Source organism: Bradyrhizobium sp. Ken64 (genome assembly GCF_055807555.1).
The window spans coordinates 72,807-97,028 of sequence record NZ_JBVVPA010000017.1 but is presented as its reverse complement, the minus strand read 5'-3'; the positions used below and the strand labels follow the sequence as shown (position 1 = coordinate 97,028).

Genomic DNA, 24,222 nt, shown 5'->3' with positions numbered 1-24,222 from the left:
GCCTGGGCAGCCCCCCTACCCCCGAAAATCAATGCTCCGCAGCACGATCCCCGGCGGGGTGCCCTCGAACTCCGTCGCCTGATATTTGCGTCCGGTGCAGGCTTCGATGCGTTCGCGCAGGCGCGTGAACTGCTCTTCGCGCTCGCTGGGCCTGGCGCGCGGGCCGCGCTCGAGGTCGTCCATGGCGGAGGTCGAGATCGCACAGGCGATCTCCTTACTGCCGTCCTGCATCGAGAACTGGACGATGCCGCGGTCCTGGTCGTGGGCGATGAAGCGGCTGCTGGTGAGTGTCATGGGGTACTCCTTTGGCGTCCGCGCGTCGTGCCGGGATTGCGCAATTGCGCACGGGGGCGTCGGTCGGCGTTATCGAAGCAGGCTGTGGCACTAGGGTGCACAACAACTGACTTCGGTGGTTATGGGTCCTGGCTTTCGCCAGGACGACGCCTGTGTTTGCGAGCGCTGCGCGATGGCGCCACGAGTTGGCTCGCCGTTCAGCCGTCGCCGTTGAGTCTTGCGAAATCGTCGAACAGCGCGGCGACCAGCGCGCGATGGCGGGTGTCCTCGGCGGGCAGGCTCGCGGCATAGAGGTTGAGCAGATGGCGGGCCTTCACGGCGGCCTCCGGCCAGGACGTGGCGGGCACCGACATCATGCGGTTTTCGAGCTCGGCCTCGCGCTCGCGCAGCTCCCTGACCTGGGCCTCGACATCGGCCAGCGCGCGGCGCAGATCGGTTGCCTTCTGGGCGGCCATGCCGCGGTGGCTGTCGAGATCGACCGGGATGTCAGTCATTTCAGGCACTCGCATCGATACGTTGGGCATCCGCAAGGTCGACCGAGCCGATCGAGAGCATCTCCGTCGCACCGCGCACGCCTTCGGAGGGCACCGTGATCATGGTGGCGACGCGGCGATAGGACGCGAACGACAGGCCCTCGATCATCTCCTCGTCGGTGACGACCTCATAGGCGCCGGCCGGCAACTCGCGCGCGAGGCCGCGGATGTGGAATGGATGCTTGAAGGTGATGGTTTCTCGCCGCGAGCGGATGGTCATGCGCGCCTGCCTTTCGCAAAGAAGGAGCCCCAACCGACGCCAGCTATCGCTGACCATGCGCTCGTTGCGCGGCAATAGCCAGCTTTATGTCAGCGCGGGCCGGGACTTAAGCGGCAAGCGAGACACTCACGCGCGGCGTTTTAGTCCTCGCCATCGGCAGGGCGCGGGCGTACGCTCGACCACGTCAGCGCAGCTCACGCAATTGCCGCGCGTCGATGTTGCGCTGCATCTTTCGCGCCTCGTGTGCGCGGCGGCGATCTTTCAATGGCTCGGGCAGGTGTATCTCGTCGCCTCGGCACAGCGCCCATCTCGCACGCGGACGAACTCGAAACCCAGGAGGAGACGAAATCATGGCCAAGGGACAGCAACGCAGCAACCGCGAGACCAAGAAGCCGAAGAAAGACAAGATCAAGACCAGCGCCGCAGCGCCCAGCCGCAAGGATGCGGCGTGGCAGCCGGAGATCGGGCAGAAGAAGAAGTAGCGGGGCGGCAACGCCGACCGCGAATGAGGTGCGCCCCCTCTCCCGCTTGCGGGGGAGGGTTGGGGTGGGGGTGTCTCCGCAAGCGAGAACCCCCAAGAGGAGAGAGCCCTCACCCGCCGCGCTCGGGACGATGCTTCGCATCGCCCGAGGCGCGTCGACCTCTCCCGCAGGCGGGAGAGGTGCAGCGGAGTCCGCGGCCCAATCACCCCAAAAACACTGGCACCGCGCGGGATTCACCACCATCTCCTTCTCCCGCCGTTTTCCGCTATACTCGCCCGGGTAGCATCAGCGGGAGGGGAGTACCGTGGAGCACGAGCGCAACGCCGACCACACATCCGAGCCGAAGAATCTCGTCATCTGCTGTGACGGCACCGGCAACGAGATTTCCGAAAACATCTCCAACGTCCTGAAGCTCTATCGCTGCCTGCGCAAGACCGCCAAGACGCAGCCGCGGCAGATGGTGTTCTACGATCCAGGCGTCGGCACGGTGACGGAGCCGTCGACGTGGCACCGCTGGAAAGCCAACGTCAATCTGGTGCTGGGGCTCGCCACCGGCTACGGGCTCGATGACAACGTGCTCTCGGCCTATTGCTTCCTGGTCCAGCATTACGCGCCGGGCGACAGGATCTATCTGTTCGGTTTTTCGCGCGGGGCCTACACGGTTCGCGTGCTGGCGGGGCTGATCCACAAGATCGGCCTGATCTCGCCGGAGCAGGCCAACCTCGCGGGCAGTGGCCTCGTCGCCTACAAGCAATATTCCGGCACGGGGCGCGGCAACGACATCGAGGACCTCAAGGACATCGCCGTCGACGAACAGGGGCCGCTGCCGAAGGACCAATTCGACCTCGCCGCGCAATTCGCGCGCATCACCTCGACGCGCTGGCCGACCATCCATTTCATCGGCGTCTGGGACACGGTGGCGAGCGTGATCGTGCCGCGGCGCGACGTCTTCTTCCTCGTCTTCAGCCTGGAGGAGCTCGCCTTCACGCTGCGCAATCCCAGCGTCAACATCTTCCGGCAGGCGATCGCGATCGATGAGCAGCGCCGCATGTTCCGCCTCAAGGCGTATGAGGAGCCGCAGGAGTACTGGCGCCACCGCTATGTGCCCGACGAGAAGAAGGAGCCGCAGGACATCCTGCAGGTGTGGTTCGCCGGCGTGCATTGCGACGTCGGCGGCGGCTATCCGGAAGCCGAGAGCGGCGAGTCCAAATATCCGCTACTCTGGATGATCGAGGAGGCCGCGAAAGCGGGGCTGAACTTCAACCCGCGCACGGTGAACCAGCTCGCCTGGGGCATCCAGCGCAAGAACTCGCCGTTCCAATACGTGCCGCCTGAATACACCGGCAAGACGGGCGAGCTGCATGATTCGATGACGGCGCCCTGGCGCGTGCTGGAGTATCTGCCGAAGAGCGCGACCTACAAGGAATGGCCGGAGCGGAAGGTGTTTATGGGGCTCTACATCCCCGATTGCGAACCGCGCCTGATTCCCGAAGGCGCGCATGTGCACGAGAGCGTGTTGAAGCGGATGGCGGTGGAGCCGGGCTATCGGCCGGTGAATTTGCCGAAGGATTATGTGACGGTGCCGATGCCGGTGCCGCCGGGTGTGGGCGCTGGAGGCGAGACGGGGGAGATCGTGGCGGGGTGAGGTGGTTGCGCGGCGGACCATGATGGGGAGCTGGCCGGCGCTCCACCAAAGCCGTCGTCCTGGCGAAAGCCAGGACGACGGCGGAATACAGCCAACCCACCCCGCTACCGCCAATATTCATTAAAATTATCGACCCCGCTTTAGCCGGATCGAATCACCTCTCGTTCATCATGGTCTCCCAGACCACCCGCGCCATCCGCGGAAATTGGAGGAGAGTGCCAATGCATCCGCGACGACATGCCCGCGTCAAGCCCGCGGGCCTCGTGTCCCGCCAGGCCAAGATCATCACCGACCCGCGCGCGCCGGTGATCCCCTGCACGCTGATCGACTACTCGCCCGGAGGGGCCTGCGTCGATCTCGGCGGCCAGGTGAAGATTCCCGATCGCTTCGAGCTGCTGCACGTCAACACCAAAAAGCGCTGCCGCGTGGCGTGGAAGCGCGGCACGAAGGTGGGCGTGGTGTTTTAGAGGCGAGGCACGCTGGCGCGGCCTCCTAAGTTGTCGTCCTGGCGAAAGCCAGGACCCATACCGCGTGATTCATCGATTGCAGGCGGTAGACGTACCGAACGACGAGTCTTCGCCAAACTGCTCCCTGGGGTAATGGGTCCTGGCTTTCGCCAGGACGACGGCGGAGATTGTCGCGCCGCTATCTCGTCTCACGGCTTCCGCATCCGCGCCTTCGCGCCCGCGACGATCTGCATCGCGACGCCGGCGATCCAGCCGAACAGGGCGAACCAGCTCCAGGCGATATGCGGCTCGAGGCGAAGCACGATGATGGCGACGGAGGCGAGCGCGGTGAGCGTGGCGCAGAGCGTGCCGGCGGAGCTCAACAGCTCCGCGGCGTCGATGTCGCCATGGGCCTCGTCGAAGGGCAGCTGCGGCGTGTCGATGCCGAGATAGAAGCCGACGAAGCCCAGCACCATCATCAGCAGCAGGAAGCCCTCGGTGGTGAGCGCGGGTATAGCGGATCCCACGTAAGCGCCGACGAACAGCCCGCACGCGGCGCCCGCCATCGCAAGCCCCACGCGCTCGATGACGTGGGCAGCCTTTCGAATACGAAACCGCATGGCGGATCTCCGCGAGGAGTTGGACGCGCGCGAGATTAGGCCAGATTTGGGGGAGGTGGAAGCTGAGGGGCGTTACGGATGCGTGAGGGCGGGGCAAGCGCCTCGTCCTTCGAGACGACCGCTTTGCGGTCTCCTCAGGATGAGGCTGAGCGGCATCTTTGCCCGCCGAAAGCGCTGCCGCGCACTCCGGCCTCATCCTGAGGGCCCGCCAAAGGCGGGGCGTCTCGAAGGATGGCGGCGAGGTGAAGAGCCTACCGCGCCCCGAACGTGGTCTTGCCGAACAGCGCCTTCTGGGTCGAGGGCTGCGAGCGCCAGTATTGCGGCGGGGCTTCGACTTCGCCGCCGACGTCCGCTGCGGCGTGCCAGGCCCAGCGCGGGTCGTAGAGCATGCCGCGGGCGAGCGCGACCATGTCGGCCTTGCCGGATGCGACGATCTCCTCGGCCTGCTTCGGCTCGGTGATCAGGCCGACGGCGATGGTGGGCAAACCCGTCTCGCGCTTGATGGCCTCTGCAAACTGCACCTGGTAGCCGGGGCCGAGCGCGATCTTCTGCAGGGGCGAGACGCCGCCGGAGGAGGCATCGATCCAGTCGACCCCGCGCGCCTTCAGCGCGTTGGCGAATGCGATGGTCTGCGCCAGATCCCAGCCGCCCTCGACCCAGTCGGTCGACGACACCCGCATGCCGACCGGCTTGTCGTGCGGGAACGCCGCGCGGACGGCGTCGTAGACCTCCAGCGGGAAGCGCATGCGGTTCTCGAGCGAGCCGCCATATTCGTCGGTGCGCTTGTTCGAGATCGGCGACAGGAATTGATGCAGGAGATAGCCGTGCGCGCCGTGCAGCTCGATGGCGTCGATGCCGATGCGATCGGCGCGTTTTGCCGCATCGACGAAGGCGTCGCGGATGCGCTTGAGGCCCGCGGCGTCGAGCGCCAGCGGCGCGGCTTCGCCCTCCTTGTGCGGCAGCGCCGACGGCGCCACGGTCTGCCAGCCGCCCTGGTCTATCGGAATCAGCTGGCCGCCGTCCCAAGGCCGCGCGCTCGAGGCTTTGCGGCCCGCATGCGCGAGCTGCATCGCGACCGCGGTCGAGGAATGTTTCCGCACCGAGGTGAGGATCTGCTTCAGCGCGGCCTCGGCGGCATCGCTGTAGAGCCCGAGGCAGCCCGGCGTGATGCGGCCGATCGCCTCGACATGGGTCGCCTCGATGCAGAACATCGCCGCGCCCGACAGGCTGAGATTGTTGATGTGGGTGAAGTGCCAGTCGGTGGGAACGCCGTCCTCGGCCGAATATTGGCACATCGGCGACACCACGATGCGGTTCTTCAAGGTCAGGCCGCGCAGCTTGATCGGGGAAAACAGGGCGCTCATGCGGGGGGAGTTCCGGGGGATGGAGGGCGGGAGTTGGGGAGATTGTAGTGAGCGATGCGCCGATTGCCAGCCGCGCGGGGGGAATGGCCGCCTGTTCGGCCACGCATTGCACCGCAGTCGGTGGCTTCTCGCCTGGCCTACTCCACCAGCGCGAACTGCAGCAGCAGCGTGCGCTGGAGCATCGAGAAATTGTCGTCGGATACCAGCGTCAGCACGGTCTCGCCGTCGGCGGTGAAATGGGCGTCGATGCCTTCCATGTTGTCGATCTCGTGGCCGAGATCGGCCTTGAACAGCACGGGGCCGTCGACCAATGCGCCCGGCGCGATTGCCTTCAGAGGAATGGCGCGGATGCGGATGTCGACGCCGGTGAACCAGGAGAATTTGCGTTCGAGAATCAGGAGATCGCCCGAGGGCAGCAGCACGGCGTCGCTGATGAGCTGCTGGTCGGTGCGGCGAATGCTGAACTGGCCGGGTGTGGGGCCGCCGAGCAAAAATCCGATCAGATTGCCGTCGGCATCGAAGCCGCCTTCGGACAGCGCGATCAAGGTGCCCGCGAGCGGCTGCCCCTTGGGTATGTCCTTGGGGACAAACACCAGCGCCTCGAGCCCTTTGTTGTAGGGCAGTTTGCGCACCGCCGGCGGCGTCGGCAGCACCTCGCCGCGGGCGCGCGTGCCGCCCTTCGAAAAATCGAACCGCATGATCTGGTTGACGCGCTCGAGCCCGACATAGACGAGGTCGCCGCCGCGCGCGAGAGACTCGGTGTCGTACCACAGCCGCTTCTCCGTGATCGGCCGCCCCTCCGCATTGAGCACCGGCGCGGCCTCGACGTCGTCGAGACCGGTCATGCTCCACCCGGAATAGCGGATGCGACCGGTGAACCATGTGCCCTGGTCGGACATCGCGAGGAAGCGCTCGCCTTTGCTGTCGAGGAAGCGGAAGCCGGACAGGCCGCCGAAGCCGCGATGCGGCGAGGTCAGCACCAGGCCGCCGCGATAGTCCAGCGAACCAAACCGCGTGCGCGCGCGGTCGCGCGGCTCGAAATGGGGAATCGGCCGCGCGTTGACCTCGATGCCCACAGGCGCGGCGACGGCGTGCTCGATGAGCGCCGGCTTCGGCGCGGGCTGGGCCTGCGCCAGGCGAGACAGTGCGAGAGTGGAAAATCCCGCCGCCGCGTGGGCGATAAAGCTGCGGCGGGATCGATGGTTGCTCACGAATGCAGTTTGCGGCGCGGGCGGTTGGCCGGCTGCGTGGGCGCGGTGTTGGTCTCGCTGAACAGTTCGGCGAGTTTTTCGGTGATGGCGCCGCCGAGCTCTTCGGCGTCCACGATCGTCACCGCGCGGCGATAATAGCGCGTCACGTCGTGGCCGATGCCGATCGCGATCAGCTCGACCGGCGAGCGGGTCTCGATCTCCTCGATGATGTGGCGCAGGTGCCGTTCGAGGTAGTTGCCGGGGTTGACCGACAGCGTGGAATCGTCGACCGGCGCGCCGTCCGAGATCATCATCAGGATCTTGCGCTGCTCGGGCCGGCCGAGCAGGCGCTTGTGCGCCCAGTCGAGCGCCTCGCCGTCGATGTTCTCCTTCAACAGCCCCTCGCGCATCATCAGGCCGAGATTTTTTCGCGCGCGACGCCACGGGGCGTCCGCCGACTTGTAGATGATGTGGCGGAGATCGTTGAGGCGGCCGGGACTGGCCGGCTTACCGGCGGCAAGCCACGCCTCGCGCGATTGCCCGCCCTTCCAGGCGCGCGTGGTGAAGCCGAGAATCTCGACCTTGACGCCGCAACGCTCCAGCGTGCGGGCGAGGATGTCGGCGCAGGTCGCAGCGACCGTGATCGGGCGCCCGCGCATCGAGCCGGAATTGTCGAGCAGCAGCGTTACGACGGTGTCGCGGAACGTCGCCTCCTTCTCGTGCATGAAGGACAGCGGATGATAGGGATCGGTCACCACGCGCGACAGCCGCGCGGGGTCCAGAATGCCCTCTTCGAGATCGAACTCCCAGGCGCGGTTCTGCTGCGCCATCAAGCGCCTCTGGAGGCGGTTGGCGAGCCGGGCGACGATGCCCTGCAGATGCGCGAGCTGCTTGTCGAGATAGGCGCGCAGGCGCTCCAGCTCGTCATGGTCGCAGAGGTCTTCGGCGGCGATGATCTCGTCGAACTTCGGCGCGAACGCGTGATATTCCGGCCCGCGCGGCTCGTTCTTGCCATGCGAATTCGGCCGCGTCGCCTCGCCCGGCGTCTCGTCGTCGCCGAGCTCGCCGTCGTCGAAGGTGTCGGAGGTCGACGCCTGCGCGCTTTCCATCGCGCTCTCGCTCATCTCCTCGCTCGACGCCTGGGCCTGATCGGCGCTCATCTCCTGCGCGGCGTCGGAATCGGGCGAGCCCTCGGCACCGGACTGATCGTTGTCGCCGTCCTGGTTCTCGTCGTTCTCGTCATTGTCTTCGCTGTCGGCGCTGCGCTCGTCGCCGATCTCGAGCGCCGTCAGGAGATCATGCACGGCATCGCCGAACCTGGTCTGGTCCTCGACCACGGTATCGAGCCGGTCGAGCCGCCTGCCGATCTTGTCTTCGAGGATGGGACGCCAGAGATCGACCATCTTCTTGGCGGCCGTCGGCGGCGCCATGCCGGTCAGGCGCTCGCGCACCAGCATCGCCAGCGCGTCGGCGAGCGGCGCGTCGGCTCGATCGGTGATCTCGTCGAACTTGCCGCGATGGAAATGGTCGTCGAGCATCGCAGTGAGGTTTTTGGCAACGCCGGCCATGCGCCGCGCACCGATCGCCTCGACACGGGCCTGCTCCACCGCCTCGAACACGCCACGCGCCTGCGGATTGCCCGGCATCAGCTTGCGATGCACCTTCGGATCGTGACAGGCGAGCTTGAGCGCGATCGAATCGGCATGGCCGCGCACGATCGCGGCATCGCGCCTGGTCATTTTTCGCGCGGGTTCGGGGAGCCGCGCCTTGCCCGGCGCGAGCCCGGGACGCTCGGCGGCGAAGCTGACGTCGAGCTCGGGGGCCTTGGCGATCGCCTTCAGGCAGGAGGCCACCGAGCGCTTGAACGGCTCGGTCGGGGCTTCCTTGGTGTTGCGGAACTTGGAGTTGGACGTGGTCATGGGATCGGCCGAAGCTCCAGCATCATGTTACTCTTCCGGCGACCGGAGATCTTCAAATTCGATGACGCGCGTCGTGATCTCGGACCAGTCATAGGGACAGGCTTTCGGGAAAAGCTTCTTGGCGATCCCGGTCTCAGCCGCGGCGTCATCACGTGCATCCTCGTAACCCTCTGCGGTCGCCTCGGGAATGCGCGACTTGAGGCTTGGGTTCTTGCGCAGGACACGCGCGATGCGTTTTCGCTGCTCGTGCACGGTGTTGACCCAGCTTCGCGATCGATGCGCCGGCTGATGGTCCCATTTCAGAAGGTGCATCATCAAGATGCCCAACGCGCTTTCCAGCTTGTCGTATTGATCGTGCCCCACGTCAGCCAGTTCCTCAGCGATATTCCGTGCATCGACTTCGGTTAGACGGCCGGCCTTCAGCAGCGCGATCTGAGCTTCAGCCCAGCCATAAAGATCGTCCTCGTAGCGGGCGGACACGGCGGATGGTTCTTTCGGCCCGGAGCGGACTTTGCTGGTCGTGCTCATCGCAATCGCTTTCTTTGCAGAATCCAATGCTGCCAATCGATCAAAGCGCCTTCTTGAATCGAAACCAAGTCATTCCGGCTTCGGGGAAATCATCGACTTGCCCGTAGGCGGTATAGCCGTTCATCCTGTAGAAGGCCGGCGCCTGGAACGAATAGGTGTCGACCAGAGCGCCAACCGCACCCCTTTTCTTCGATTCGGCTTCTGCCGCGCGAAGCAACGAGGTGCCAAAGCCGCGGCGCCGGTATTGGTCCTCAACCCACAGAAGAGTGAAGACCATCCATTGGCCCACACCTTCGGCAACCAGGCCGCCCCGAGCAGCTTCATTCTCCCTGACCGTCACCGCAAATGATTTCGGCAGGCTGCCCGTCTGTTGCTGCCGATTGAAAGCCTCGAGACCCGCCGCGACGAATTTTTTCGTCGCGCCGTAAGTCGTCTCGATTCGGACTTCCACCGTCTCGAACTCTCAGCTGAGCGCCACGTTCACCGCCGATTCCGGCAGCTCCGCGTTGAAGCAGCGCTGGTAGAACTCGGCGACGAGGGGACGTTCGAGCTCGTCGCACTTGTTGAGGAAGGTAACCCGGAACGCAAATCCGATGTCGCTGAAAATGTCGGCGTTTTCCGCCCAGGTGATCACCGTGCGCGGGCTCATCACCGTCGACAGATCGCCATTGGCGAAGGCGTTGCGGGTGAGGTCGGCGAGGCGAACCATCTTGTTGACGATGTCGCGGCCCTCCGTGGTGCGATAGTGCTTGGCCTTGGCCAGCACGATCTCCACTTCCTCGTCATGGCTGAGATAGTTCAGCGTGGTGACGATCGACCAGCGGTCCATCTGGCCCTGGTTGATTTGCTGGGTGCCGTGATAGAGGCCCGAGGTGTCGCCGAGGCCGACGGTGTTGGCGGTCGAGAACATGCGGAATGCCGGATGCGGCTTGATCACCTTGTTCTGGTCGAGCAGCGTCAGGCGGCCGGAGACCTCCAGCACGCGCTGGATCACGAACATCACGTCCGGGCGGCCGGCGTCGTATTCGTCGAACACCAGCGCGACGTTATGCTGGAGCGCCCAGGGCAGAATGCCGTCGCGGAATTCGGTGACCTGCTTGCCGTCGCGGACCACGATCGAGTCCTTGCCGACGAGGTCGATACGGCTGATGTGGCTGTCGAGGTTGACGCGCACGCAGGGCCAGTTCAGCCGCGCGGCGACCTGCTCGATATGGGTGGATTTGCCGGTGCCGTGATAGCCCGTGACCATGACGCGGCGGTTGTGCGCGAAGCCGGCGAGAATGGCGAGCGTGGTGGCGCGATCGAAGCGGTAATCGGAATCGACTTCGGGGACGTGAGGATCGACTTCGGAATAAGCGGGGACTTCGAGATCACTGTCGATCCCGAACACCTGGCGCACCGACACCTTCATGTCGGGCAAACCGGAAACTTCCTCAACTTTGGACATCGCGGCGGTCGTCATCAATCCTCCGAGGTCCCGGGCGATCCCGAGACCAGTTATTGCACGTTGGCTGCGGCTGGGTGCAATCGCGAACCTATCAGAGACAACGTGCGGGCAGAAGCCCGCCCCCCAATCAAAGTTCCGTTGTCTTTTCATTTAGATAGGCAAGGAACACGATTTTTGGAAGGCTGCCCTGCGAATCACGCCTGAATTTCGTGCCAAGGGCGCGGTCCTGCCCACGCGGGTGGCACTTTTACCGCCGCTCGTTACTTATGTAGGGTTCGAACCCAAGGCCCCATCCCCCAAGGCCCCATCCCCAAGGCCCAATCCCACCACAGAGACGACGTGACGTCCTTTCTCGATCCCCTCATTGCATTCGTCTCGGCCCATGCGTGGCTGGCCTATCTGACCCTGTTCCTGGCGGCCCTGCTGGAGGCGGTTCCAGTGGTGGGGTCGGTCATCCCCGGCTCGACCATCATCCTGGCGCTGAGCGCCCTGGTCCCGGGCGGCGAACTCAGGCTGCAATGGGTGTTGCTGGCGGCGGCGTTCGGCGCAGTGCTCGGCGATGGTTCGGCCTACTGGATCGGTCACCGGCAGCAACGGGAGATCCTCAACACCTGGCCGCTGACCACTTATCCGCGCGTGGTCGAGCAGAGCGAGAATTTCTTCCACCGCTTCGGCACCTGGGCGGTGTTCTTCGCCCGCTTCGTGCCGCCGATCCGTGCCTTCGTCCCGGTCACGGCGGGCGCGCTGGGCATGCCCCCGGCCCGCTTCTACGCCATCAACATCCCGGCGATCCTGGTCTGGGCGCCGGCGCATGTGCTGCCGGGTGTTCTGGCGGTGTCGGCCCTGCACGAATATGCCGGGTTGCACCACCAGGGACATGTCGGCAAGCACATCTGGATCCTGACCGTGGTCGGCATCTCGATCGTTCTGGGCCTGGCGGTCTGGATCTATCGCCGCCGGAACGGTGGCGGTGTGGCGGTGGCGAAGCCGCGGGGGTGATAGCGTCGAGCGGCGCACTGCGGTTTTGGGACCTCGCAACACGGCGGCCCCTTGCCTCCCCAGCCGTAACGCGTTACATTGTAACGCGTTACATGGGATCGCTTCCAATGACTGCACCCGCTGAACGAATGAAAATGATGCGGCAGCGGAGGCGCGTCCGGGGATTGCGCGAACTGCGCCTCGTCGTAGCTGATGCGCGCTCGCGATCAGTTCGACGACGGGTGGCGAAGCAGGTAGCCGGCCTCGATCCCGATCGCGAGCGCAGCGCGCTGCAGTGGATCGAGTCGGTCTCCGAGTTTGATGCAGATGCAACGCGGTGACGTGGTGACCGTCGCTGCAACGGGCGACTATGGCAAACCCCGCCCAGCGGTGATCGTGCAGAGCGACGCTTTCCCTGAAACTCATGCCTCCGTAGTGATCTGCCAGTTGACTTCCGAACTGGCGGACGCCCCGGATTTTCGCGTGACGATCGAGCCGACCCGCGAGAATGGATTACGACTGAGATCGCAGGCGATGGCTGACAAGCCGATCACCGTGAGACGCGAACGGATCGGACAGAAGATCGGGCGTCTCGGCAGCCAGGACATGGCTCGGCTCGGGATTGCTTTGGCGTTCGTGATGGGGCTTGCGGATTGATCAGGCACCCGAGCACGGGCTTTCGCCAAGACGACCGCAGCAGCGCTCCTAGCTAGCAGCGCCTCCCCTCCGCCCCGGCGCCGGTCCCACATACCTGGCCCGCGGCCTGATCAGCTTGCCGAACTGCAATTGCTCGCTGGCATGTGCGATCCAGCCGACGCTGCGGGCCATGGCGAACAGCGCGAGCTCGCTTCCGGCCGGCAGGCGCAACGCATGCACGAGCACGGCGAGCGCGTAGTCGATGTTGACGAGCTCGCCGGTCGCCTCCGCGATCCGCTCCGGCACCTCCTTGGTGAATTTGCGGGGTGCGCCTGCGCGGGCCAAGGCATTCAGGAGCGACTGCGCGCGCCGATCGCCCCGCTTGTAGACACCGTGACCGAAGCCGGCAAAGCGTTCGCCGAGCGCGACACGCTCGCGCACCATTGGCTCGACGTCACGATCCACCAACGCCTTGACGAGCTGCGAGGCGAGCACGCCGGCGCCGCCGTGCTTCGGTCCCTTCAGCGCGGCGAGGCCGGCGATGACGGAATCATAAAGATTGAGGCCGGTCGAGGCCGCGCAGCGCGCCGTGAAGGTGGACGCGTTCAATTCATGCTCGGCGAGCAGAACCAGCGCGCGGCGGATGAGATCGGCCGCATGCTTGTTGTCGGGCGCCCAGGCCCTCGCGATCTGCTGGTGCAGCGGCTCGGCTGACGGCTCCGTATTGAGCATGGTCGCGACCAGAAGCCGGACGATGCGCGCACCGACCATCGCACGTCCATCATGCGCGCGGGTGAAGGCGCGGGGATCGGCGCTCGATGCGAGCGCCAGCACGGCAATGGCGCGATCAATCGGCGCGGCGCGGCGCGCGGCCTGCGCGATCAGGCGCATCTCATCGGACACCGCGGGACAATTGCCGGGCGCAAAGGGATCGACGCCGGAGACGTCCCACAGAAGCGTTGCCGTGTGCTCCAGCGTGTCGTGCTCGGCGAGATCGACGCAATTGACGCCGCGATAGATCGCGCCGTCCTCGGTGATGGTGGAGATCTCCGTGTCCATGACCGGCAGATCGGCATCGAAGCTGCGCAGGCCGCGCGGCTCGGGCGACGGCACCCGGCGCTCCTTCAGCGCCCGGACGTCCTCGGCGCGATAGCGGTTCTTGCGCGAGTCCGGCGTCGGCTCGGAGCGGACCAGCCCGCGGCTGACATAGGCGTAGAGCGTGGCCGGCGAGATCGCGAGCTCGGCGGCGGCTTCCCGGGCGGAGAGGTAGAGACCTTCCGAATTTTTCATATTGATTGATGTAATCAAGATTGATCAATCTGTCGAGAGGCCCGACCTTTGGCTGGTGCAAAGGAGATTTGGGCCATGAACATCCACCTCACCAAAAGCCAGATCGGACTGGACGGCGTTCCCGCAGCCGAAACCGTGCTGAGCCATGTCGACGGCGAGCGCGGCGAGTTGATCATCGCCGGCGAGCATGTCGGCCGACTGGCAAGCCAGTCGAGCTTTGAAGGCGTCACTGCCCGGCTCTGGAACGGCGCCAGCATGACCAGCTTAAGCGAAGCCAATGTGCGCGCGAGCCTGGGCGCCGCACGCGAGCGTGCCTTTGCGCGGCTGGATGAGTTGCTGCCGGCAGCCCGCGGCATGGGCGTCGTCGACGGATTTCGCGCGGCGATCGCGGGCCTTCGCGCCGAGCACGGCCTCGCCCATGAGGCGACGATCGTCGGCGCATTCCCTGTGATTGCAGGCGCGCTCGTCCGCCGCGCCAGGGGTCTCGATCCCGTGGCGCCCGATCCGAACGTGAGCCAGGCCGCCGATACGCTTCGCATGCTGCACGGGCGCGCGCCTGAACCACGCGAGGTCACGGCGCTGGAGGCCTATCTCGTCACGGCCAGCGACCACGGCATGAACGCCTCGACCTTCACCGCGCGCGTGGTGGCCTCGACGCAGGCTGACCTGTTTGCCGCCGTCACCGCCGGCTATTGCGCGCTGACGGGTCCGCTGCATGGCGGCGCGCCGGAGCCGGTGCTGGAAATGCTCGACGCGATCGGCTCGCGCGAGCGCATCCAGCCCTGGGTGGACGCAGCACTCGCCCGCGGCGAGCGGATGATGGGTTTTGGCCACCGCGTCTATCGCGTGCGCGACCCCCGCGCCGACGTGCTCAAGACCGCGATCGAGGCGCTGGCCTCGGACGGCGCCGACCTGCCGTTTGCCGGCGAGGTCGAGGCCTATATCCGCAGCGCGCTGCGCAAGAAGAATCCGGACCGGCCGCTGGAGACCAATGTGGAGTTCTTCACCGCGATCCTGCTCGATGCGCTGGCGATTCCGAGGCAGGCTTTTACGCCGATCTTCGCGGTGGCGCGCGCAGCCGGTTGGACGGCGCATGCGCGCGAGCAGCAGCGGACGGGGCGGCTGATCCGGCCGAGTTCGTCATATGTGGGGGCGATGCCGAAGGCGTGAGCGAAGTGCGTAGCCCGGATGGAGCGAAGCGTAATCCGGGAAGGTGCGCGTGTGACAGAAAGACCCGGATTGCGCTTCGCTCCATCCGGGCTACGGCGCTCCCGCAAGGGAAGAAAGCGCGCGCGAGGCCTACGCCTCGCGCACCACGGTCTTCAGATAATTATACGCCTTGATGATCTCGATCAGGCGATCCTCGGTCGAGCGGTCACCGCCGTTGGCGTCGGGGTGGTGCTGCTTCACCAGCGCCTTGTACTTGGACTTGACGTCGGCGAGCGTGGAGTCGGGGCCGAGGCCCATCACCTGGAGCGCCTTGCGCTCGGCGTTCATGATCTTGCGCGTCTCGGCCTTGGGCGCGGCCTGCGGGCCGGCGCGCCAGCCGGTGCGGCCATTGAGCTCCTGGAACATGCTGAACGGATCGAAGGCGCTGTCGATCTCGGCCTCCGCGCCCTTCTTGACGCCGCCATTGGCGCCCATCTTCCAGGTCGGACGATGGCCGGTCAGCGCATCTTTCTGATAGCGCGCGACGGCGTCGGCATTCATGCCGGAGAAGAAATTGTAGTTCTGGTTGTATTCGCGCACGTGATTCAGGCAGAAGTGCCAGTACTCACGCTGATTGTCGCGACCCTTGGGCGCACGATGCGCGCCCTTGTTCTGACACCCGGTCCATTCGCAATTGACCACGGCGTCGCGCGGCTTCACTTCCGGCTGCTTGCCTTTCGGCTTGATCCGGATGGAGTCGAAGAACTTTGATGAATCGATCGGCATGGCTGACTTTGACTACGCAATGCAAAAACCTTCAAGTCTTGACATTGCAATTAGCTGAAAAGCATAGCCGAAGCTATGCTGAGGCGTCCTTGAACGGCCGCCAGAGGCGGCCTATGCAATACGGAGAGCGATCTCGCACCGTAATGACCCAGATGGCCATCAGAGACACTATCAGCAACAAGTTGCAGGAAGCTTTCACGCCGGAAAGCCTGCAAGTCGTCGACGAGTCACATTTGCATGAGGGCCACGCCGGCCATCGGCCGAGCGGCGAGACGCACTTCCGCGTTTATATCGTGTCTTCCGCCTTCAAAGGGAAGAGCCGGGTCGATCGCCACCGCATGATAAATTCGGCGCTGGCCGCGGAACTCTCCGGCAGCGTGCACGCGCTGGCGATCCACGCGCAAGCGCCGGGGGAAGGCGGGAGCTAGCTCGCCGATACGGCTGTCATGCCCGCGAAAGCGGGCATCCAGTACTCCGCGGCAGTACGGCAGGAATCGAGCCGCTGCGGCGTACTGGATCGTCCGCCTTCGCGGACGATGACAGCCACCGCGTCAAAACGACGTCCCCGCCCGGCGCCGCTTGGCTTCCTCCATTTCCGTCTCGCGCGGCACCGGTGAAATACGGAGTGCGGTGATGCGGTTGCGTTCGCGGCGGAGGACGCGGAAACGGAAGCCGTGAAAGGTGAAACTCTGGCCGCGGTCGGGGATCGAGCGCGCCTCGTGAATGACGAGGCCGGCGACCGTCGTTGCCTCTTCGTCGGGCAGGTGCCAGTCCATGGCGCGGTTGAGGTCACGGATCGGCACCGAGCCGTCGACGACGACCGAGCCGTCCGGCTGGGCTCGCACGCCCGCGACCACGACGTCATGCTCGTCGGAGATGTCGCCGACGATCTCTTCCAGAATGTCTTCCAGCGTCACAAGACCTTCAACTTCGCCGTACTCGTCGACGACCAGGGCGAAATGAGTCTTGCGGCGGCGGAACGCCTTGAGCTGCTCGGAGACGGGCCGCATCTCCGGCACGAACCAGGGCGGCAGCGCGATGGTGGAGACGTCGATGCGCGAGGTGTCGCCGTCGGACGCGCGGATCGCGCGCAGCAGATCCTTGGCGTGGAGCACGCCAATGATGTTTTCCGGCTTCTCGCGCCACAGCGGGATGCGGGTGTATTCGGCCGCCAGCACCTCGCGCACCAGATCCTCCGGCGGCAGGTCGGCATTGATCATCGTCATCTCGGTGCGATGGATCATGACGTCGGAGACCTGGAGCTCGCGCAGATCGAGCAGCCCGCCGAGCATGTCGCGGTCGTGCTTCTCGAACTTGCCTTCATGATGCAGCAGGTCGACCGCACCGCGGAGGCGCTCGGTCGGCGACAGGATCGCCTGGTGCTCGCCAGCAAGGCCGAACAGGCGCATCAACAGCCGCACGATGACTTCCACGATCCGCAGCAGCGGCCCCAGCACGTACATCGTCAGCCGCATCGGGCGCGCCACCGCGAGCGCCATGCGGTCGGGCGCGTTGATCGCGATGGTCTTGGGCAGCACCTCGGCGAAGATCACGACCAGCGCGGTCATCAAGCCGGTGGCATAGAGCACGCCGACGTCGCCGAACCAGGCCGTGAAGATGCTGGTGGCCAGCGCGGATGCACTGATATTGGCGATATTGTTGCCGAGCAGCAGCGCGCCGATCAAGCGCTCGCGCATGTCGAGCAGCTGCGAGACCACGTCGGCGTCGCGATTACCCTGCTTGGAGAGCCGCAGCATGCTGGCGCGCGAGGCGCCGGTCAGCGCGGTCTCGCTCGCGGCGAAGAAGCCGGAGACGAGCAGGCAGAAAATGACGATGGTGAATCCGAGCCAATCCATGAACCACTCTGGTTTCTTGTTTTGACGCGTTTTCTTGACGCGAACCGGTACCCACTTCGCTCGAAAACGCTTTAGCGCCGTTCAACCGCGTGTCACGCCTTTTGCGCGAGCTTGTCCTTGAGGAAGTCGCGCACCGGAGCCGGCTCGACGTTCTTCACGACGACGGCCCGCCCGACGGACTCCAGCAGGATGAAGGTGAGCCTGCCGCGGTCGACCTTCTTGTCCTGCGCCATCAGCGCCATCAGCGCGTCGGCGTCGGCAAGCCCCTCCTGCGCGAAGCCTGCGATGTCCTGCAAGCGCGTCGGCAGGCCGGCTTCGATCAGGTGACGCTCGACGCGCGCAGCGTCCGCGTCGCCGATCATGCCGAGCTTCGCGGAAAACTGCGCCGCCAGCGTCATGCCGATCGAAACGCCCTCGCCGTGAAACAGGCGGTCGGAGAAGCCGGTCGCGGCTTCCAGCGCATGGCCGAACGTATGGCCGAGATTGAGCAGCGCACGCTCGCCGGTCTCGCGCTCGTCGCGCGAGACCACGCCGGCCTTGGCGCGGCAGGAGGTCGCGATCGCATGCTCGCGCGCCGAACCGCCTTTGGAGATGTCGGAATGGTTCTTCTCGAGCCAGGCGAAGAAGGCCTCGTCGCCGAGCACGCCGTATTTGGCGATTTCGGCATAGCCGGCGCGGAATTGCCGCGGCGACAGCGTGTCGAGCACGGCGGTGTCGGCGATCACAAGCACCGGCTGGTGGAAGGCGCCGAGCAGGTTCTTGCCCTGCGGCGAGTTGATGCCGGTCTTGCCGCCGACGGAGGAATCGACCTGCGCCAGCAGCGAGGTCGGAACCTGCACGAAATCGACGCCGCGGCGCAGGATCGCCGCCGCAAAGCCGGCGAGATCGCCGACCACGCCGCCGCCGAGCGCGATGACGAGATCGTTGCGCTCGATTTTCGCGGCGATCAGGGCTTCGCTGACCTTTTCGAGACCGGCATAGGTCTTGGAGATCTCGCCTTCCTCGACGACGATGCGCGATGTCGGAATGCCCGAGGCTGCGAGCGAGGACTCGGCGGGCTCGAGCCAGTATTTCGCGACGGTGCGATCCGTCACGATCGCGGTGCGCACGCCGGGCCGCAGACGCGCGACCCGTTCGCCGAGCGAAGCCAGCACACCGCGGCCGATGACGATGTCGTAGGCGCGATTCTCCAGCGCGACCTCGACGTTGACGGGATCGGAATGTTTCAAAGGCGCGGTCATCGTGCGGCACTCGCGACGTCGGCTGGTGGCGGGGACGCCCGTTCGCCGCAAAGATGCGCGCGCAGCGTCTCGATGGTCTCCTCAACGATCTTGTCGTGCGGCACGTCGCGCGAGGCGATGGTGAGGTCGGCGTGGCCGTAGACCGGCTCGCGCTCGGTGAGCAGGCGCGTCACGGTTCCTTCGGGATCGGCGGTCTGGAGCAGCGGACGGTCGGCGCGCCGGCGCACGCGGCGCATGATGACATCATGATCGGCCTTGAGCCAGATCGAGATCGCGTTCGCCGCGATACGGCCCCGCGTCTCCTCGCGCATGAAAGCGCCGCCGCCGGTCGCCAGCACGATGGGACCGCCGTCGAGCAGACGCGCGATCACACGCGCCTCGCCGTCGCGGAAATGCGGCTCGCCGTGGCGCTCGAAGATTTCCGGTATGGTCATGCCGGCCGCCGCCTCGATCTCGGTGTCGGCATCGACGAAGGGCAGCTTGAGCCTGAGCGCCATGCGGCGGCCGATGGTGGATTTGCCCACTCCCATCATGCCGACGAGCACGATCGAGCGCGTCCCCAGCGCCGACAGGATGTCGGCCTCGGGCGAGGCTTGGATCGGCAACGCGGCGTCGGGCATCTGTCTCGCTCGAATGGGTCTCGCTCGATCTGCCGCCAAAGGCGGCATCCTTTGGCCACCTATACGACCCCGCAGGGGCCCTCGCCAGAGGACTCTTGCCACGAAACGGCGAACGTGTTGGATGATTTCATTGGTTAATTTGCCCGCCAAGCCCCTGACCGAGACCCTCTCCGAGATCCTGCCGATGCCCAGCCTGTTCCGCTTCCTGACGGTCGTCGCCGTGATCGCCGGCATCGTCTATGGCGTGGTCTTCGCGCTGGCGAACTTCGTCAATCCCAAGCCGCGGGAAATGACCGTGACGATCCCGCCGGATAAGTTTCTCAAGAAATAGGGGCTAGCCTCCGGGGCATGCGTGCACCCTCAGATACAAAACTCACCGGCCTGTTCCTCGACATGCTCGCGGCGGAACAGGGCGCCGGCCCCAATACGCTCGACGCCTATCGCCGCGACCTCACCGACTTCTCCGAGTTTCTCGGCCGCGTCGGCCGTGCATTTGCGGACGCGGAAACACAGACCCTGCGCGACTATCTCGCCGATCTCGACACGCGCGGCTTCAAGTCCACCAGCGTCGCGCGACGGCTGTCGGCAATGCGGCATCTCTATCGCTTCCTCCTGAACGAACGCATCAGAACCGACGATCCCGCGGCGATCCTGTCCGGCCCCAAGCGCGGCCGCGGCCTGCCGAAGGTGCTGTCGATTGCGGATGTCGACCGCATGCTCCGCCGCGCCAAGGAATTGAGCGAGGCGGAGAATGCCTCGCCCTCGAAACGGCTGCGCGCCCTGAGACTCTATTGCCTGCTCGAGGTGCTCTACGCCACGGGCCTGCGCGTCTCCGAGCTGGTGGCGCTGCCGCGCACGGCCGCGAAGCGCGACGCCCGCATGATCGTGGTTCGCGGCAAGGGTAACAAGGAACGGCTGGTGCCGCTCAACGAGGCCTCGCGTCAGGCGATGGCCGGTTACCTCGCGGCGACGGAGGCGGCCAAGGACAACAAGGCGGACAAGAAAAATAGCGTGGCGGCTTCGAAATGGTTGTTCCCCTCGTTCGGCGAGAGCGGGCATCTGACGCGGCAACATTTTGCCCGCGATTTGAAGGAGCTCGCGGTCGCTTCGGGGCTCCAGGCCCGGCTGGTCTCCCCGCACGTGCTGCGCCACGCCTTCGCCAGCCACCTGCTTCACAACGGAGCCGATTTGCGCATCGTGCAGACGCTGCTCGGCCACACCGACATCTCGACCACCCAGATCTACACCCACGTGGTTGAGGAGCGGCTGAAGAGCCTGGTCCGCGACCTGCACCCGCTGGCGGAGAAGTAGTTGGTGCCGTAGCTGCAGTAGCCCGGATGAGCGAAGCGACATCCGGGATTGGACGATCGGGGCGACCTGCCCCTGATATCGCTTCGCTCATCCGGGCTACGGTACGGGTCACGACTCGAAACCGCCTTGACTTCGGCCACATCTCCGCAGAAAGAGCCGGGGCCTCACGATGATTTGGCCTGCGCCCCCAGCGAGCACACAGGCCAACTCATTGACGAACCTACATTTCTTCCGCGACATCGAATCCGCTTCGCCGCCTCGCCCCGTTCTCCCTATATTGAGTTGATGCCAGACCAGATGCGCAGCTATCTCGATTTCGAAAAGCCCGTCGCCGAGCTCGATTCCAAGCTGGACGAATTGCGGACGCTTGCGGCCTCCGGCAGCGACATCGCCGAGGAGATCGGGCGGATCGAGGACAAGGCGGCGCAAGCGATGGCCGACCTCTATCTGAACCTGACGCCGTGGCAGAAGACGCTGGTCGCGCGGCATCCGCAGCGGCCTCATTTCAACGATTTCATCAAGGGCCTGATCACCGAGTTCACCCCGCTCGCCGGCGACCGCAAGTTCGGCGAGGACGAGGCGCTGGTGGCCGGCTTCGGCCGCTTCCGCGGCGAGGCCATCTGCGTGATGGGCCAGGAAAAGGGCGATTCCACCGAGAGCCGCATCAAGCACAATTTCGGCATGGCGCGGCCCGAGGGCTATCGCAAATGCGTGCGGCTGATGGAGATGGCCGAGCGGTTCGGCCTGCCGGTGCTGTCGCTCGCCGATTCCGCCGGCGCCTATCCCGGCATCGGCGCGGAAGAGCGCGGCCAGGCCGAGGCGATCGCGCGCTCGACCGATGCCTGCATGGCGCTAACCGTGCCGAACGTCGCCATCATCACCGGCGAGGGCATGTCGGGCGGCGCCATTGCCATCACCACCGCCAACAAGGTCCTGATGCTGGAGCACGCGATCTACAGCGTGATCTCGCCCGAGGCCGCGTCCTCGATCCTCTGGCGCGACGGCTCCAAGGCGCAGGAAGCCGCCAACAACATGAAGATCACGGCCCAGGACATGCTCCGCTTCGGCGTGATCGACAGCATCCTGAAGGAGCCGGTCGGCGGCGCCCATCGCGACCCCGCCGCCATGATCGCCACCACGGGCGACGCCATCGCCAAGGCCTTTGACGAGCTCCGGGGCCTGGACGGCGACGCCATCCGCAAGCATCGGCGGCAGAAATTCCTCGATATCGGACGGAAACTGGGCTGATTCGGGCGGTTTGGGGCCAGCCGGACGCGTAGCCCTTCGCCGTCGTCCTGGCGAAAGCCAGGACCCATACCGCGAGGTCCATCGATTGCGGTCGATGGGAGTACCGAACGACTGATCTCCGCCAAACACCTCCCTGGGGTAATGGGGCCTGGCTTTCGCCAGGACGACACTGAATTTGCCCGGCCAAACCGCCCGTAGGCCCCCGGTAACCCCGCGTTAACCCTTTTTTTGCCCAAATCAGCGATCTCAGTACAGGTTTGGCCGGAAGGCCCACGTTTCAGCCCAGTTTAAGTCTTCGTTGACCACGCCTTTGGGCCAACGGGCTCGTGATCCCCGTTCGGGTTGCGACCACATGACCCAGAGGTTAGAATTTTAATCAATGGCTTCAGGGCATAAGCGCTGGAGCGTGATTGCGAAAAAGCCCGTCGCGACGGGTCCGGGTCTCCGGTCGGATCATGCTTCAAGATTGGGGTTTGCGCGCGATGCCCTGGACGGTGTGGGGTCCATCTTGATTTCTCGTTCGCTTGCTCGCGCGTTTCTGGTTTCGGTGGCGCTTGCCGCCAGCTTCGTGCTGGCCGGCTGCGATACCGACCAGGTTTCGCTTGCGACCAATGCCAAGGCCAACCAGCCGGTGCCGCCAAAACTTCTCGCGGCGATGGTCGAGAAGGACATGGATCTGCAATCGCCGATCCTGGTGCGCCTGTTCAAGCAGGAGGCCGAGCTCGAGGTCTGGAAGCAGACCCGCAACGGCCAGTTTGCGCTGCTCAAGACCTATCCGATCTGTCGCTGGTCGGGCGATCTCGGCCCGAAGGTGCGCGAAGGCGACCGCCAGGCGCCGGAGGGATTCTACTCGATCAATCCGGGCCAGATGAATCCGCAGTCGGCGTATTATCTGTCGTTCAACACCGGCTATCCGAACGCATTCGACAAGGCCTTGGGCCGCAGCGGCTCGCAGCTGATGGTGCATGGCGATTGCTCCTCTCGCGGCTGCTACGCGATGACGGACGAGCAGATCGCCGAGATCTACTCGCTCGGGCGCGAGTCCTTCTTCGGCGGCCAGAAGGCGTTCCAGCTGCAGGCCTATCCGTTCAAGATGACGCCGGTGAACATGGCCAAGCACCGGAACAATCCGAATATGCCGTTCTGGAAGATGATCAAGGAAGGCTATGATCATTTCGAAGTAACGCGACAGGAGCCGAAGGTCGATTTCTGCGAGAAGAAGTACGTCTTCGACGCGGCGAAGGCGCCTGACGCCAAGCGTGATCCGGTGTTCGACGCGTCCGCAAAGTGCCCGGCCTATGTGATCCCCGACGAGATCGCCAGTGCCGTGCGCGAGAAGGAAGCGCGCGACCAGGCCGAGTACAACAAGCTGGTCTCGCGCGGCACGCCCGTTGCGCGCATGAACACCGGCATCGACGGCGGCATGAACAAGATCTTCGCCGCGAAAATTCCGGAAGGCTCGACTGGTCTGTCGGAGGGCGCCGAAGGCACCACGCTCCAGATGCTGGCGATGGCGAAGGCGCCGGGCACGATCCCTGGACACGTCAATCCGCCGAAGCCGAATCTCGATGCAGCCGCGCCCTCGCCGCAGGAAGAGCCGGTCGTCGCCGCGCCCGCCGCCAACACCCGCGTCGCCACCGCAGCTCCGGCGGAGAAATCCGGCTTCTTCTCCAACCTCGGCCGCAAGATGGGCATGGGCAACACCGACGCCACGGCGACCACGCCGCCGCCGCAAGCCACGGCATCCGTCGCTCCGGCTGCGACGACCACGACGCCGCCCACCGCGGCGTCCCGGCTGAAAGCTGCGGTGACCCGGTTCGTGCCGGGACACGACAAGTCCAAGGATGCAGCGAAGGATGCGCCGAAGCCAGCCGTTGCCGTCGCCAAGCCCGCCGAACCAGCGAAGCCCGACACCCGCCTCGCGGCGACCCGCCCGACGCTGAAGCCGTCGGTGTCGGATGGCGCGGGTGAAGCGACCCAGATCATGGGCGCCGCGCCGGTGGTGCAGTCGAACTCGTTCGACAGCCGGTTCGGCGCGGTGAAGTAGCTGGGGCGCGAGCCCCTTCCCTTTTCCCGATCTTGATGAAGCTGACGATCCGCAGCATTCCAAGGCTTGAATCCGCCTAGAACTCCGATGATATCCACACCGTGATCTGTACATCGTGGAGCATGCAATGCTGGTCTCCAAATGGGGTAACAGCCTCGCGGTTCGCCTGCCCAAGACGCTTGTTGAAGCCCTGAATCTCTCACCCGGCGACGAACTCAGCGTCGTAGTGGCCTCGAAGGGCCAGATCGCGGTGGCGAAGGTCGACAGGCGAGCGGAATTTCTCAAACAAGCAGAGCAGTTCCGATTTCCGCTGCCCGATGACTATAGATTCGACCGCGACGAGGCGAACGAGCGGTGATCGGCAGGCTGCTC

General features: G+C 65.3%; 27 protein-coding genes. 12 read left to right on the top strand and 15 right to left on the bottom strand.

Annotation, left to right across the window (positions count from 1 at the left end; genetic code table 11):
- Nucleotides 1-15 precede the first annotated feature (15 nt).
- The 3 genes from AC0L2F_RS25680 to AC0L2F_RS25670 form a co-directional block, all read right to left on the bottom strand.
- Nucleotides 16-294, bottom strand: a complete 279-nt coding sequence (locus AC0L2F_RS25680) for a DUF1488 family protein (RefSeq protein WP_007604598.1) — start codon at nt 292-294, stop codon at nt 16-18.
- Nucleotides 295-491: 197 nt separating this feature from the next.
- Nucleotides 492-788: a hypothetical protein gene (locus tag AC0L2F_RS25675; RefSeq protein WP_007599252.1), complete on the bottom strand. Its 297-nt coding sequence runs from the start codon at nt 786-788 to the stop codon at nt 492-494.
- A 1-nt stretch (nt 789) separates the two neighbouring features.
- Nucleotides 790-1,047, bottom strand: a complete 258-nt coding sequence (locus tag AC0L2F_RS25670) for a hypothetical protein (protein WP_007604597.1) — start codon at nt 1,045-1,047, stop codon at nt 790-792.
- A 350-nt stretch (nt 1,048-1,397) separates the two neighbouring features.
- Between AC0L2F_RS25670 and AC0L2F_RS25665 the strand changes: the two genes are divergently transcribed.
- The 3 genes from AC0L2F_RS25665 to AC0L2F_RS25655 all read left to right on the top strand — a co-directional run bounded on the left by AC0L2F_RS25665 (nt 1,398) and on the right by AC0L2F_RS25655 (nt 3,641).
- A complete protein-coding gene (locus AC0L2F_RS25665) occupies nt 1,398-1,529 on the top strand; it encodes a hypothetical protein (protein ID WP_007599247.1) in 132 nt (43 codons plus the stop codon).
- A gap of 304 nt (nt 1,530-1,833) precedes the next feature.
- Entirely contained in the window at nt 1,834-3,174 is a 1,341-nt protein-coding gene (locus AC0L2F_RS25660; RefSeq protein WP_473250295.1) for a DUF2235 domain-containing protein, read from the top strand.
- Between the two features lie 221 nt (nt 3,175-3,395).
- A complete protein-coding gene (locus tag AC0L2F_RS25655) occupies nt 3,396-3,641 on the top strand; it encodes a PilZ domain-containing protein (RefSeq protein WP_007599245.1) in 246 nt (81 codons plus the stop codon).
- A 188-nt stretch (nt 3,642-3,829) separates the two neighbouring features.
- On the opposite strand, the gene AC0L2F_RS25650 is transcribed toward AC0L2F_RS25655, so the two are convergent.
- The 7 genes from AC0L2F_RS25650 to cobS all read right to left on the bottom strand — a co-directional run bounded on the left by AC0L2F_RS25650 (nt 3,830) and on the right by cobS (nt 10,703).
- Nucleotides 3,830-4,240 (bottom strand): hypothetical protein, encoded by a 411-nt coding sequence (locus AC0L2F_RS25650; protein ID WP_473250294.1) that lies wholly within the window; start codon nt 4,238-4,240, stop codon nt 3,830-3,832.
- A 251-nt stretch (nt 4,241-4,491) separates the two neighbouring features.
- Entirely contained in the window at nt 4,492-5,604 is a 1,113-nt protein-coding gene (locus tag AC0L2F_RS25645) for an NADH:flavin oxidoreductase/NADH oxidase (protein WP_473250293.1), read from the bottom strand.
- A 137-nt stretch (nt 5,605-5,741) separates the two neighbouring features.
- Complete coding sequence (locus AC0L2F_RS25640; protein WP_473250292.1) at nt 5,742-6,815, bottom strand: esterase-like activity of phytase family protein; 1,074 nt, start codon at nt 6,813-6,815, stop codon at nt 5,742-5,744.
- Nucleotides 6,812-8,713 carry a cobaltochelatase subunit CobT gene (cobT, locus tag AC0L2F_RS25635; RefSeq protein WP_007604590.1) on the bottom strand — a complete coding sequence of 634 codons (1,902 nt, stop codon included), beginning with the start codon at nt 8,711-8,713 and terminating at the stop codon, nt 6,812-6,814. The genes AC0L2F_RS25640 and cobT overlap by 4 nt, the downstream gene beginning before the upstream one ends.
- Before the next feature lie 27 nt (nt 8,714-8,740).
- A complete protein-coding gene (locus AC0L2F_RS25630; protein ID WP_473250291.1) occupies nt 8,741-9,241 on the bottom strand; it encodes a DUF29 domain-containing protein in 501 nt (166 codons plus the stop codon).
- A 40-nt stretch (nt 9,242-9,281) separates the two neighbouring features.
- Nucleotides 9,282-9,692, bottom strand: coding sequence for a GNAT family N-acetyltransferase (locus AC0L2F_RS25625; RefSeq protein ID WP_473250290.1), 411 nt, complete (start codon nt 9,690-9,692; stop codon nt 9,282-9,284).
- A 12-nt stretch (nt 9,693-9,704) separates the two neighbouring features.
- On the bottom strand, nt 9,705-10,703 hold the full coding sequence (cobS, locus tag AC0L2F_RS25620; RefSeq protein WP_007599232.1) for a cobaltochelatase subunit CobS: 999 nt from the start codon (nt 10,701-10,703) through the stop codon (nt 9,705-9,707).
- Between the two features lie 324 nt (nt 10,704-11,027).
- Between cobS and AC0L2F_RS25615 the strand changes: the two genes are divergently transcribed.
- Nucleotides 11,028-11,687: a DedA family protein gene (locus tag AC0L2F_RS25615; RefSeq protein WP_063992475.1), complete on the top strand. Its 660-nt coding sequence runs from the start codon at nt 11,028-11,030 to the stop codon at nt 11,685-11,687.
- Between the two features lie 306 nt (nt 11,688-11,993).
- Complete coding sequence (locus AC0L2F_RS25610; protein ID WP_063996544.1) at nt 11,994-12,323, top strand: type II toxin-antitoxin system PemK/MazF family toxin; 330 nt, start codon at nt 11,994-11,996, stop codon at nt 12,321-12,323.
- 48 nt (nt 12,324-12,371) lie between these two features.
- Here AC0L2F_RS25610 and AC0L2F_RS25605 read toward each other — a convergent pair whose 3' ends face one another.
- Nucleotides 12,372-13,592: a citrate/2-methylcitrate synthase gene (locus AC0L2F_RS25605; RefSeq protein ID WP_007604584.1), complete on the bottom strand. Its 1,221-nt coding sequence runs from the start codon at nt 13,590-13,592 to the stop codon at nt 12,372-12,374.
- A gap of 75 nt (nt 13,593-13,667) precedes the next feature.
- On the opposite strand from AC0L2F_RS25605, the gene AC0L2F_RS25600 reads away from it, so the two are divergent.
- On the top strand, nt 13,668-14,762 hold the full coding sequence (locus AC0L2F_RS25600; protein ID WP_473250289.1) for a citrate synthase/methylcitrate synthase: 1,095 nt from the start codon (nt 13,668-13,670) through the stop codon (nt 14,760-14,762).
- Between the two features lie 129 nt (nt 14,763-14,891).
- Here AC0L2F_RS25600 and AC0L2F_RS25595 read toward each other — a convergent pair whose 3' ends face one another.
- Nucleotides 14,892-15,527: a J domain-containing protein gene (locus AC0L2F_RS25595; protein ID WP_007604582.1), complete on the bottom strand. Its 636-nt coding sequence runs from the start codon at nt 15,525-15,527 to the stop codon at nt 14,892-14,894.
- A gap of 152 nt (nt 15,528-15,679) precedes the next feature.
- Here AC0L2F_RS25595 and AC0L2F_RS25590 point away from each other — a divergent pair, with 152 nt between their 5' ends.
- Nucleotides 15,680-15,955 (top strand): BolA family protein, encoded by a 276-nt coding sequence (locus AC0L2F_RS25590; protein WP_026232423.1) that lies wholly within the window; start codon nt 15,680-15,682, stop codon nt 15,953-15,955.
- Nucleotides 15,956-16,078: 123 nt separating this feature from the next.
- Here AC0L2F_RS25590 and AC0L2F_RS25585 read toward each other — a convergent pair whose 3' ends face one another.
- The 3 genes from AC0L2F_RS25585 to AC0L2F_RS25575 all read right to left on the bottom strand — a co-directional run bounded on the left by AC0L2F_RS25585 (nt 16,079) and on the right by AC0L2F_RS25575 (nt 19,244).
- Entirely contained in the window at nt 16,079-17,383 is a 1,305-nt protein-coding gene (locus tag AC0L2F_RS25585; RefSeq protein WP_063992472.1) for an HlyC/CorC family transporter, read from the bottom strand.
- 92 nt (nt 17,384-17,475) lie between these two features.
- Complete coding sequence (aroB, locus tag AC0L2F_RS25580; RefSeq protein WP_473250288.1) at nt 17,476-18,624, bottom strand: 3-dehydroquinate synthase; 1,149 nt, start codon at nt 18,622-18,624, stop codon at nt 17,476-17,478.
- Complete coding sequence (locus AC0L2F_RS25575) at nt 18,621-19,244, bottom strand: shikimate kinase (protein WP_473250287.1); 624 nt, start codon at nt 19,242-19,244, stop codon at nt 18,621-18,623. The genes aroB and AC0L2F_RS25575 overlap by 4 nt, the downstream gene beginning before the upstream one ends.
- A 184-nt stretch (nt 19,245-19,428) precedes the next feature.
- Here AC0L2F_RS25575 and AC0L2F_RS25570 point away from each other — a divergent pair, with 184 nt between their 5' ends.
- The 5 genes from AC0L2F_RS25570 (at nt 19,429) to AC0L2F_RS25550 (ending at nt 24,208) form a co-directional block, all read left to right on the top strand.
- The gene (locus tag AC0L2F_RS25570) at nt 19,429-19,575 is read left to right on the top strand and encodes a hypothetical protein (protein ID WP_035669499.1); all 147 of its coding nucleotides are present in this window, start codon (nt 19,429-19,431) and stop codon (nt 19,573-19,575) included.
- A gap of 17 nt (nt 19,576-19,592) precedes the next feature.
- Complete coding sequence (gene xerD / locus AC0L2F_RS25565; protein ID WP_473250286.1) at nt 19,593-20,555, top strand: site-specific tyrosine recombinase XerD; 963 nt, start codon at nt 19,593-19,595, stop codon at nt 20,553-20,555.
- A gap of 285 nt (nt 20,556-20,840) precedes the next feature.
- Complete coding sequence (locus AC0L2F_RS25560; protein WP_007599220.1) at nt 20,841-21,803, top strand: acetyl-CoA carboxylase carboxyltransferase subunit alpha; 963 nt, start codon at nt 20,841-20,843, stop codon at nt 21,801-21,803.
- Nucleotides 21,804-22,311: 508 nt separating this feature from the next.
- On the top strand, nt 22,312-23,850 hold the full coding sequence (locus tag AC0L2F_RS25555; protein ID WP_473250285.1) for a L,D-transpeptidase family protein: 1,539 nt from the start codon (nt 22,312-22,314) through the stop codon (nt 23,848-23,850).
- Between the two features lie 127 nt (nt 23,851-23,977).
- Nucleotides 23,978-24,208 carry an AbrB/MazE/SpoVT family DNA-binding domain-containing protein gene (locus AC0L2F_RS25550; protein ID WP_007604568.1) on the top strand — a complete coding sequence of 77 codons (231 nt, stop codon included), beginning with the start codon at nt 23,978-23,980 and terminating at the stop codon, nt 24,206-24,208.
- Nucleotides 24,209-24,222: the final 14 nt, after the last annotated feature.